This window comes from Sandarakinorhabdus sp. (genome assembly GCF_040398645.1).
In the GTDB taxonomy this organism is placed as follows: domain Bacteria; phylum Pseudomonadota; class Alphaproteobacteria; order Sphingomonadales; family Sphingomonadaceae; genus Sandarakinorhabdus.
In genome coordinates this window covers 1-11298 of the sequence record NZ_JBBATR010000072.1, presented here as the reverse complement: position 1 = coordinate 11298, position 11298 = coordinate 1, and the positions used below count along the sequence as shown (strand labels likewise).

At 60.1% G+C, this 11298-nt stretch carries 7 protein-coding genes and 1 pseudogene; 3 read left to right on the top strand and 5 right to left on the bottom strand.

All coding sequences use genetic code 11. The features are described 5' to 3' along the window. Positions 1-13: 13 nt before the first annotated feature. A pseudogene (locus tag ABWP50_RS12210) lies at positions 14-241 on the top strand (integrase core domain-containing protein); the annotation flags it as partial. 37 nt (positions 242-278) lie between these two features. Here the strand turns inward: ABWP50_RS12210 and ABWP50_RS12205 are convergent. The 3 genes from ABWP50_RS12205 to ABWP50_RS12195 all read right to left on the bottom strand — a co-directional run bounded on the left by ABWP50_RS12205 (position 279) and on the right by ABWP50_RS12195 (position 5915). Beyond that, positions 279-1205, bottom strand: coding sequence for a mechanosensitive ion channel family protein (locus ABWP50_RS12205; RefSeq protein WP_353218261.1), 927 nt, complete (start codon positions 1203-1205; stop codon positions 279-281). Next, complete coding sequence (locus tag ABWP50_RS12200) at positions 1202-4543, bottom strand: hypothetical protein (RefSeq protein ID WP_353218260.1); 3342 nt, start codon at positions 4541-4543, stop codon at positions 1202-1204. Before ABWP50_RS12200 ends, ABWP50_RS12205 begins: the two co-directional genes overlap by 4 nt. A 733-nt stretch (positions 4544-5276) precedes the next feature. Then, the gene (locus ABWP50_RS12195; protein WP_353218259.1) at positions 5277-5915 is read right to left on the bottom strand and encodes a MarC family protein; all 639 of its coding nucleotides are present in this window, start codon (positions 5913-5915) and stop codon (positions 5277-5279) included. Positions 5916-6091: 176 nt separating this feature from the next. Here ABWP50_RS12195 and ABWP50_RS12190 point away from each other — a divergent pair, with 176 nt between their 5' ends. Continuing rightward, positions 6092-7144, top strand: a complete 1053-nt coding sequence (locus ABWP50_RS12190) for an HlyD family secretion protein (RefSeq protein WP_353218258.1) — start codon at positions 6092-6094, stop codon at positions 7142-7144. A 131-nt stretch (positions 7145-7275) separates the two neighbouring features. After that, positions 7276-8148, top strand: a complete 873-nt coding sequence (locus ABWP50_RS12185) for a hypothetical protein (RefSeq protein ID WP_353218257.1) — start codon at positions 7276-7278, stop codon at positions 8146-8148. A 48-nt stretch (positions 8149-8196) separates the two neighbouring features. Here the strand turns inward: ABWP50_RS12185 and ABWP50_RS12180 are convergent, their stop codons facing one another. Together ABWP50_RS12180 and ABWP50_RS12175 are read right to left on the bottom strand one after the other, a co-directional pair. Further along, on the bottom strand, positions 8197-9630 hold the full coding sequence (locus ABWP50_RS12180; RefSeq protein ID WP_353218262.1) for a DUF4403 family protein: 1434 nt from the start codon (positions 9628-9630) through the stop codon (positions 8197-8199). Positions 9631-9700: 70 nt separating this feature from the next. After that, complete coding sequence (locus ABWP50_RS12175; protein ID WP_353218256.1) at positions 9701-10687, bottom strand: DUF2541 family protein; 987 nt, start codon at positions 10685-10687, stop codon at positions 9701-9703. Positions 10688-11298: the final 611 nt, after the last annotated feature.

Below are 11298 nucleotides of genomic sequence, written 5' to 3'. Positions count from 1 at the left end.
CTGCTAGGCCGCGTATGCGGAGTCGTTCAACGGTCGCATGCGCGACGAACTGCTCAAGGAGACCTTGTTCATGAACCTCGACCATGCCCGAGCAGCGGTCGCTGCTTGGGCCAAGGATTACAACCACGAGCAGCTACACTCAGCCCTTGGATATGAGACCCCAGCGGCTTTCGCCGCTGACCTGACCAAGCAATGGCCTGTTCCGCTATGCCCTTCGGGCTCTGCTCCACAGGCCATTGCTTCCGGTCGCGCCGATGCGCAACACCTACGGCACGGCTCTAATTCCCGCTGGATGAAATCACGGGGTCACATCCAGGGGCATAAAACAATTGTGGAGGCTCAATTAGCGCTTCCCGCATTGCCCTGAGGCAGCGGACTGTAATATCGGTCTCGAAAGACTTTTCATGAAGGGTATCAAGTACATAGGCCTTTAATCTAAGTCTAACAGTAACAAGGTTCTGTATAATTTCCTGTGTTACCAGCACGACCACTGGCTTTGCGAGATAGACATAGCGGCTCGAAAGAGCCGCTTCGGTTACGATTGTCCGTGCATGATCTAAATCTTGATTTATTCCGATGTAGAAATCGATGACAACCTGCATGTCCAATGCACCGTAGTTGCCGGATGAAGTGATTTCGCTGAGAAATTTGCTGTTTGGAATGGTGATCGTGCTATCATCCAGCGTCTGCAAGCGCACAGAGCGAAGACCGATGGCCGTGATATCGCCATAAAAACCGTCAAAACTAACCCGATCTCCGACTTGAAACGGTTGGTCCATAATAATGATGATGCCAGCAATGAAAGATGCCACCAAATCCTTCATGGCGAAGCCGATGGCAACTGCTGCCGAACCTCCAATGAGTGTCAGAACCGTCTTGTCGATCCGGAATGACAGGGCCATCACTATAACAACTGTAAAGATGAAGATCAGGAATTGTGCGATTGTCGCAATTTTTTGCATCGTCAAACGACGTGAAGCAAATTGCGCACTGAAACTTGCAACAAATCTGCCAAGCAAACGTAGGAGAACCCAGACACCGGCTATGATGATGACCGATGTGACGACCCCGCTCCAACGCACAAAGCTGCCTAGTTGGGTTACATCGGCGTTGGCCACGTCCTGTGCGAACACCGCCGTCGGCATCCACATGATCGCAATCGCCCCATGGACGGACGGCTTGTGGCGGATATGATTTCCGTTCATGCCACCGCTCCCCCGACGACGAGGTTCTGACTTTCCAGCAGCCGTCTCACATCCTGGAACCAGTAGAGCGTGAGACGATACCCGCCATCAATTTCACTGATGACACCTAATTTCATCAGGGCACGTAGTGAATCCCAGATAACGACGCTGGGCAGATCGGTTGACGTGGCAATCGTTGCGACCGAAGCAATTTCCATCTGCAGGAGCGCGCGCAGCACGAACTGGGTCGCCTTAGGCAGCGAGAATAACGCGGCCGTATCAGGCGTTCGATACGTTCGAACAGCGACCAGTTCCTCAACTTGATCACGAAATAGCGCTCGCCGCCAGAATTCCAGTGCAACGGCCGGATTGCCGGCCACATAGTCAGTCAATTCTCCGAAAAACTGCCTTCGCGCCCGTTCTTCGGGGGCGATATCACTATCGAACAACATGGTGCCGGCATTCTGTGCATCAAGATTGAAGACTGGCCGCAGCCCAGCCTGCTCAGTGCGGTGTTCAACAAGAAATCTGATGTGTCGTGCGCGCCAGCGTTTGAGATAGACGATATCGTCGAACATGGCGCGATCGGACCGTGCACGCGCAAGATAGGACCATGCTGGACCACCAATCGCAAACAACCATGACGTACCGCCACCGGACGCGCGCGCGAGCGCGATCAACTGATCGAATCCGTCCAGGCCGCCGATCGACGGCACGACAAGGCGCTGCACATCGTCGATCGCAATGGCATATTCGCTGGTTTCCAACGTGTTGCAAATCGCGGTCAGCGTCGTGTCGCATTGCAGCTCCGCGCTCAGCGCGGCCAAAATTCCGGAGAGGCCCGATGTGCTGGCACTGAGCAACAGTCGTTTCGGCGCGGCACTTTTTGCAAGAAATCGTTCGATTGTCGTTGTCTTGCCCAGCCCGCGCTCCCCGATGATGGCCACCAGGCAGCCTGGCGGAAAGGCGACCGAGTCGAGTTCCTGCACAGGGATATCCGCCTTGAAGACCGACAGCGGGCGGCCATGCGGAGACAGTCGCTCTGCTTCGTCAAGGCGCACCGGCACAAAGCGGCCGCTCGCTTCATCAGCCCGCACGCGAGCCGTCGCCTTATCGCGCGCGCGCTGCCCGGAGACTTCCCGGATAAGGGCAAGTTGGTTTATTCGCCTGGCAGCAACCGATTGCGTACCCTGGAGCATCAAGATGGCGCCGGCTGCGATACGGCCAACGCTTCCGGCAACGCCATTTGCATGCGTCGACGACCAGGCCAGCACGACGTTGCGTGGCGCACCGAGGGCTGCAAGTGCGTCAATTCTATCTCTCCACCACTGTGACAGCAGGATGATCAAGGGAACGAGCAACAGCCAGCAGAACGTGAGGACCCAGTTATAGATGGCGCCTTCACCCACCGCCGCTATCGTCAGTGACAAGGACAGGCCGACGCCGAGCATCACGCCGATGACCAGCCGCAATGAACGCCGCCGTAGCGCCGCGCGCGGATCGTCGTCGTGGACCCCCTGAACCAAGGCATCGATGAACAAAACCATTGTCGCTGCAGCCGCAAACCACACCAGCACAAGCCAAACCAACTGGATTGCGCCTATCTCGATGATCGTCGGGTACAGCCAGGCGAGAAGCAACAGGAACACAAGCCAATCCAGCGGCCGCCCGAGCTTGTGCGCGATGCCGGCACCATAGGTCAGGAAGGACGTCGTCAGCGTTTTTGGACGGTGGGCCAGATATTTTTTCTCAACGGCTTGAAGAAAACTGCCACCCCGTTTGCGCCAGGTGGAAAATATAAAAGATAGCAACAATAGTTCGATGAACGCCATGATGATTGTTGAACCAGATCGGGAAATAAAATATTCACGATCTCGAGCGCGCTCAAGGCCCATCAGAGTATTGTAATTTATGGTCAGCGCGATCTGTTGTATTTCGCGCTTCACCTGCGCCACACCATCGACATCGAAACCCGTCACGCGGGCGCGGCTCTCGGGCGACAAAAAGTCGATCAATTGTAGCCTTGCAGCGTTCATGTCGATCATGGCATCGTATAGCGCTTTCCGCTGTTGCCAGACCAGTGCCTTGGCGCGCAATTGCAGTTTATCCGCCTCCAATGCCAACAGGTTACGCTCCCGCGCCTGCGCGACCGTTCGCGGGTCATTCGCGGGCAGCAGAGGGTCCAGGGCAGGGAGAAGAGGCAAGTATGTCGCTGTCTCCTCTGTTCTTGCAAGCGCCATTCCAAGTGCGCTGCGAACTGAGCGGAGTGTATCTATCAATTCCTGATATTGACGATCGGCCCCGCCGTTCATAGCTTTGCCTTCGGCAAGGGCGGCCACGCGCTGTTGCCAGCCAAGCGCAGCATCGAACGTTGCGATTATCGCAGCCTTGCTTTCCTCCAGCTCCATCGTCATGGCACCCAATGACTGCCGATAGGCCGCGAACTTTCCCGCCTGCACCGCCATCCGCCGGTCGGTTTCAAGCCCCGCCTCGGACGCGATCATATTGGCAGCTGTCAATCGCAACGGTGCGCGGGCACTCGCCGCGCCGCTGGCCTGTTGCAGCTTACCACTCTGCGACTGGATGGCATCGAGCCGCACGCGATCGCTGGCAGGCAGCGCCAGGATCCTGACACGCAGCCGATCGACCCAGGCTTGCAACTCATCAACAGATGCCTTTGCATTCGCTACCGCGACCGGTTCCGCCATGACCTTTGTGGCCACAAAGCGCGTTGCAACGCTCCGGTCAGTTGAAATGGGCAGGCTATTGCCGAGGCGTGCGATATCTCCCCCATCAAGAAGATCGACTGAGAGACTAGCCACCGATGCCGGGCGGCCATCCAGGTACGCCTGCAACTCTGCCGCCTCCAAACGCAAAGCAAGCTGTCGACCGGCGAGTTTCTCGACATTGACCGCGGCAGTTCGGGCGGCAGCCTCGCGTGCGGCATGGGCGTTGAAAAGCTCAGCCTGTCGCGAAGAGGTCAACCAGAGAAACTCGGCAAGCTTTATCGCTAATCGTGCCTTATCTCTCGAAAGACCAATCAATATTGCGGGGTCCCGTAGCGCCTGCCGAAAGACTGTGCGATCTTTGCGCATGGTCAGCGTCCAGCGAAGCACGTCCGCTTCATCGCCCGAAAGAGAAATTGTGAATAACTTCCTGGCGTCTATAGAAGGTTCCAGCCGACCCGCCATCAGACCGTTAATGTTGTCGGCTCGGCGTGCGGCATCAGAGGGGGTAACAACAACAGCGCCCGATACGGCGGGCGGTGCATAAAGCGCTGCGGCAGGGATTGCCAATATCAGAAGCGGCGTCCCCAATCCGAGCGCTATCAACAGGCGAAAAATATTTGCTGGCACCATCTTCACACTCCGTTCTTTAGCGAGAATGCTGTCAACCGCACAAGCTGTTTGCCTCGGATGTGTTGACAGAAGTGGCGCGGTAAATCTGCACAGTCGGCTGAGTGGCGTTTCTGCCCGAAGGCGGCAAGGATGGCTGCCAAACAGGAGATCATATAACGGAGCGAACACGTCGGAACCATAATCGGGCTTTTAAGGCGAAGGTGGCTTTGGCTGCCAGAAAGGGCGAGAAGACGCTGCCGGGGTTTTCGGATCGGATATCCAAAGCGAACCAGCAGAGCCGGATCGACGTGATGACGTTGGTTAATGGTTTTTTGTCCGGGCACTTGGCAAGGCGGGACTGTTGCCGGGCGCAAAACGATAATCGATCGAGCGCACGGGCTGCCGTTACCCGGCAGGCGCAGAAGTTGGGGATCAGCCGCGCATAGTATGCACGAAAAACGACCAATCTGCCCAGAAGCTGAGATTTGTTACCGTTTAGATGGGGAACCAGTGATCGGCCGCAGGCCCACCGGTGAAGGCATTGGCAAGAGGCGTTTACGCGCGGGCTATCTGTCTCATTTTTCGGCCAAGCCAGCGCCCCGGCTGGGCTCAGGCGGTGGGCCGACTGTTGATGTGGCCCATGTCGATAGCAATCCCGATCATCAAAACGCCTGCATCTGCTTCGCCAATTGCCTGAGAACAGATGTTCACAACAGATTTTTGCGTGCGCTAAAAGCTCGAGCACACACCAGCTTTAATGCACAAAGCCTGCCGGCAGGGGCGGGATGATACCGTAACCGCGTAGCCCTAGCGCCATGATCTCGATCGCCAGGCCGGCAAGCAGCAGCGCTACCACCCGCAGCAGGATTGCCGAAAAACCCGGGCCTTTCTTGGCGCTGCTGCTGCCGCCACCGAATTGTGCCAGCAGCAGCATGATGACGAGGTTGCCGGCAAGTATGGCCGCCAGCGCCAGCCACAATGGCCCGCGGTTGCCTGGGCCAAGCGTGGTGGAAGCGATGGTGATGGCGACAATGGCCTGAGGCGAAGCCAGCAGCGGCATGCCGAGCGGATAGATTGCCATGCTGGCTGGCGATGCCGGCGGCGTGTCCTCGTGTGAATGATCCTCGCCAAGCACCAGGCCGATAGCGAACAGCAGCAGGATCAGGCCGCCCGCCACTTCCAGGCCGGAAATCGAGACGTGAAAAAAGGCGAGGATATTTGGGCCACTCGCCACGAAAATGGACAGGATCACCGCTTGGATGCCGACCGACTTGAGCGCGACCGAACGCCGCTCGGCCAGTGTCATGTGACCGGCCTGCGCTGCGAAAAACGCTGCGGCCTTTGTCACCCCGGCGGTGATCAGCAGGATGATGAAAATGTCGTTGAAATTCACGTCTGCCCTTCGGTCTGTGGCGCTGTTGCCGCCGCCGACGGCTTGCCCCCCACTCCGCTCTGCCTAGCAGCGGCGAAGTTTCTCGGCTAGGTGGTGAAAAAAGGGAGGGTGATGTGGGGAACGATACGGCCAAACCAGCGGTTGCTGCTGCCAAGACGGGATCGCCGCGGGATCCAGTGCGACGCTGGACCTATATTGTCGGTGCGCTGCTGATTGCCATCTTGGCCTTCAATGTCGCGTCGGACCGGTTAGCACCGCTGACCTTCCAGACCACGGCCGAAACCTTGGTGGTGCCGGTTACCCCGCAGGTCAATGGCATGCTGCTCGATGTGCCGGTGCGCGACAACAGCCGCGTGGCCGCGGGGCAACTTCTGGCCGTTGTCGATCCGACCAGCTATCGCCTGGCCGTCGAAAATGCGCGCGCGTCTTATGGTGCTGCGCAACAGGCGATTGGCGCAGCCGCGGCGGCTGTCGATTCCGCCCGCGCCGTTGTCACTTCGGCGCGCGTCCAACTCGTCCAGGCCCAACAGGACAATGATCGCACCGCAACGCTGGTCAAGGCCGGCTATGCCACCCGCGCCAAGCTTGAAGTCACCAAAGCCACGCTGGCATCTCGGCAAGCTGGCGTTGTGCAGGCCGAAGCCCAGCTTGCCGGCGCACTTCAGCAACTGGGGCCAGCCGGCGCCGCCAAGCCGCAGCTGCGCGCTGCTGCCGCCGCGCTGGAGCAGGCAGAGCGCAACCTTGGCTGGACACGGATCACCGCGCCGGTGGACGGCTATATCTCCAATCTCCAGATCGGCCGCGGTTCCTATGCCAGGGCCGGCGCGCCGCTGATCAGCCTTATCGACGTTTCCAAGGCTGGCCTCATCGGCTATTTTCGCGAAAATCAGCTCGGCAATGTGGCGCTGGGCGATCCGGTGTTCATTGCGCTGGATATCTTCCCGGGCCGTGTTTTCAAAGGCCGGGTCGTCGGGCTTGGCGGCGGGATCGCCACCCCCAACCAGAGCGCTCCCAGCGGCGCGCTGGTCCAGGCGCCGAGCGAAAGTTGGCTGGCAAACGGCCAGCGCCTGCCGATCCGCGTTGCATTTGATCCCGTTGGCCAGGTTCCGCCCGGCCTGCGCCTCGGCTCCAGGGCCAGCCTGATGATCGAAACCCGCGATGCCGGCGTCATGGGCATGTTCTGCCGCTGGGTGCTGACCATCCGCTCATATCTTTCCTATGTCGGCTGACGCTGGTGTTGGCTGACGCTGGCGCCGGGCACGTCCTGCGTCTCGCATTTTCCGTTCCCGTCGCGGCCTTGCTTGCCGCTGCCTTCGGCCTGCCGCTTGCCTATATTGCTTCGGTCCTGGTTGTCACGGCGTTGGCCCCCCTGGTGGCTGGCCTGACGCTGCGGCTGGCGCTGGTCACGCTTGTCCTCGTCACTTGCGTATCCGCCGCGCTTGCGTTCATCCTCACGCCGGTCATCGTCAGCCCGGTCGCCTATCTCGTGATTGTCGCCGGCCTGCTGTTTGGCGCGTATCGCCTGCAAGGCGGCAAGCTCACGCCCGTCGCTGCACTCGCCATTCCGCTGATCGTGCTCTTTGGCCCGCTGGTGCCGCTTGCCGCGGGCTTCGCGGCCGGCCTTGCCGTGTTGCTCATCGCACACACGGCCAGCGCGGTCCTTGCTGTCACACTCGCCTGGATCGTCTTTCCTGGCCCGCGCAGTGCCCCCGCACCGGCCGATGTGCCCCTGCCGCGCAGTGGTGCCGATTGCGCCATAAGCGCCGCGATCATGACCCTTCTCATCGCGCTCACGCTCCAGCTTGATGCCCAGAGTGCGCTCCGCCTGCTCATGATCGCCAGCGGTGTCATTGCCGTGGCCGATCCCGGCGCCAGCACACGTGCCGCTGGCGCCACGTTCGCGGCCACCATTGCCGGCGTCGGCGCGGCGCTGCTGCTGCGCAATTTCAGCTTCATCGCTGTCACGCCCACGCTGTCGGCGCTGGCGTTGGCGCTCATCATCCTTGGCATCGGCTATCGCTTTGTCCGTCCGGCCACCGCGCCCATTGCCGCCACCGGGTTGATGACCATCCTTGTCCTGATGGGCGCTGGCACCGGTGTGCCTACGGGCAAGCTGGTCCAGTTCACGCTTTATACGCTTGCGGGCATCGGCATCGCCATCGGCCTGCGCCACACGTTGCTCTGGCATTTCGGCGGCCGCGCCTATCGCGCCGAGGCTCGCGCTGGGGCCTGACGCGGCGGGGGATGGCGGCCGGCGTTTCGACAGGCGGTCAGCGGCCGATCAGGATCCTGCCACGGGGGCATATCGCAGCGCCGCGGTGCCGCGCGCCTCAACCGGCATGAACAGCCCTTGTCCGGCCGGATAGACCGCGCCATTTTCCACCGAATCGATATGCGTCGTCAGGATGAACGCACCCAGACGCTTTTCGCTGATGGCAGCGCCGGCCTTGCCGAGCACCTTGGAATAATCCTTGGCAAAATTCTGCGACAGCGCCTTGCCGATTTCGGCCTGCACTGCCGGGGACTCCACAACGGCGAGCAACAGCTGGAACACCGGGCTGTCGCTCTTGCCGGCGATCTGCAGATCACGAAGTTCCACGCGCTGCGAACCGGTGCGGTTGAACGGTTTTGCCGTGACCCAGATGGTGCCACGCGCATCGATCCAGCGTTCCGACGTCGCCACTTTCATCTCGAGCCCGATCGCCAGCCGGCCATTGTGGGTCGGATACAGGCTGACCTTGCCGAAATCCGGCTTGACCGTGCCGACGCCGGGCAGAGAAATCGGCTTTTTTTCAAGTTTGTTCAAGGCCTTGGCCAGAACCGGTTCAAGCACGGCGTAATCGGCAACAACCGGCATATAAAAGCGGAAACCAAGATCGGGGGAGACCGCACGCGGCGCCGGCGCTGGCAGCGGTATTGGCACCGGATCGGGCGGGCGCTGCCCGACAAAGGTTTCGGTGAGCGCCATCGCGCCAAGTTCAAGTGTCAGCCGGCCATTCTCGATATGATAGCGGCGAAACCGAAGCTTCTGCGGTGAAAGCCGCAGCCAGACGGGCGGATTGGTGCGGTTGATCGACAGCGCGGTAAATGCCTTTGCCCAGGCCGCGGCCAGCTTGTCGCGGGGGTGCAGCTTGGCGATTTCGCGCGGCAAATCCGCTTCAAGCCGCTTGATGAGCTTTTGCAGGGCCGGATCGGCCTTGTTGGCAAAGGTCAGCCGCTGGCCCAGAAAATCGATTCCCGGCTTTTTCGTCCAGCGGTATTCGATGTGGACGCGCGGCTTCGGCTGCCAGTCGCCTATGGCATCCAGCTTGACCGTCGCGGTTGCGATCGCTGCCGCCGTCGCAGTTTCCTTCATGACATGCGCGAAGTGATCAACACGCACTTCGGCTGCCACGGGCATCACCAGCAGCAGTGTATTGCCGTTGCCGCCAACGGTGATCGGGCCGCGCTTGACGGTGCCGACAACATGGCAACTGATCTTGCCGATGATCTTGACCTTGACGCAGGCTAGCTCCTGCTTGTCGATGGTGGCCAGGGTTGCGGGCACGACGCGGTTGGCGATGGTTTGAAGATCGCGCAGACTGGCGCTGATCGGGACCGCGATCGCTGACGCATGCGACGGGATGGCCAGAGGGACGACCTCATGTGGCGGCGCCTCGTTGGAAGCAGTGCCGCAGCCCGCCAGGAGCGCCGGCAGCAGAAACGCTGGAAACATGCGCACGATCATCCGATCCCCATCATCGAGCTGCCTTGCAGGCGCCGCGCCTTTGCAAACGTGGGCGCGTTTACCGAGCGTACAAGTCAACCTGCGCGCTGCGCCAATTGTTGTAGTTATCGGCCTGCCGGAAGTAGAGATACACGTATCTGATGTCGAAACTCTTGCCGCCAAGCAGATAATATTCCTGCGTGCATTGACGATTGGCAACACGCGATCGCAAATTCAAATCCCTACGGTTTCCAGTGGTCAGCTGAACCTCGGCTCTGTAAAAGGAAACATCGGCAAACCGCACGCAAAACTTGATTCTGGAATAGCGATATCGGCCATAGGCCTGAATGATATCCCTATCCGGAGCCTTTCCGGCTGCGGCCGAGCCGAGCCGAACCCAGCCATTGATAACGGGCCGGCCATAGTAATTACCCGGATTCCAGCCGGTGCCAGTGCTGCCGTTCCAATTGGCACCGGGGTTGTAGCCATTGCTGCCTGGATTGTAACCGCTGCCACCGGGGTTGCGACCGTTGGCGCCGGGATTGTATCCGCTGCCGCCGGGGTTGCGATCATTGCCGCCGGGATTGTAGCCGCTGCCGCCGGGGTTGCGACCATTGCTGCCTGGATTGTAGCCGCTGCCGCCGGGGTTGCGACCATTGCTGCCTGGATTGTAGCCGCTGCCGCCAGGGTTACGATCATTGCTGCCAGGGTTGTAGCCGCTGCCACCGGAGTTGCGACCGCTGCCGCTGGCATTTTGGCTATTGCCGGGGTTGTAGCCGCTGCGTGAATTGCCGATGCTATTTCCGCCCGTTGCGCCTGGACGGTTCGGCGGCGTCGCGGCCCGGGCCCGCGCTGACTGCGAAGCCGTGGCCGCCCCTGATTGACCTGCGGGCGGCCGCGCGCTTTGCTGCGCCCAGGCCTGCGGAGTGGAAAAAACAAACCCTATCACAAGCGCATATACCAACGCCGCGGCGGCTGATGACTTTTGATTGTTAAACGGAACCATTATGCCCCCTAAGGAATATTGATCGAAACCATCGGACGTCGAGGCCACCAGCATAGGCATTTTTTCTAGCCAGCCTTTTGGTGAAGGGAGACATCTGTCGGCCAAATTTCCCCTTCGCAAAAACACATATCAGACCTCCAGATCGGGTGAACGGATAATTTTGCGAGCCCGTCGATAAGCCACTGGCGAATGGCGCCCCGGGTCCAAGGTCGGCCCAGATCAGACAGGAATCCCCGCGAGCCGAGACCATCTGGAATTACCCGTTCCGGTAGGCATTCATCGACAAATTGCCAATAAACGTCGCGTACAACCGCGATCCCGGAGGCCGGCCCTAGAAACAAGACGACACGGTCGGTCGCAATGCTCTTGTGCGCGCTTGAGGCCAAGCCATCTGCATCGGTCAGAGCATGAGTTTTCGTAGTAAGACCACCCCGACTTCCTCCAAAACGTTGATCTTATTGGTTGTTTAATGTAGCAGTGGCATAGCCGTTAAACGCCGTAACCGGCACCTCGCGGCTGACGGGGGATCAGCGGGGCTGAGGCTTTTCCGTCACCGACATGGCCCGGCTGGGCCTGCCGCCTGCCACCTATCAGGGGCCCGGCTGCTATGAGGAGAGCCCGACGTTCAAGCGCTGGCTATTCCAGCTGAAGCCCGAGGATCGCCACCCCTA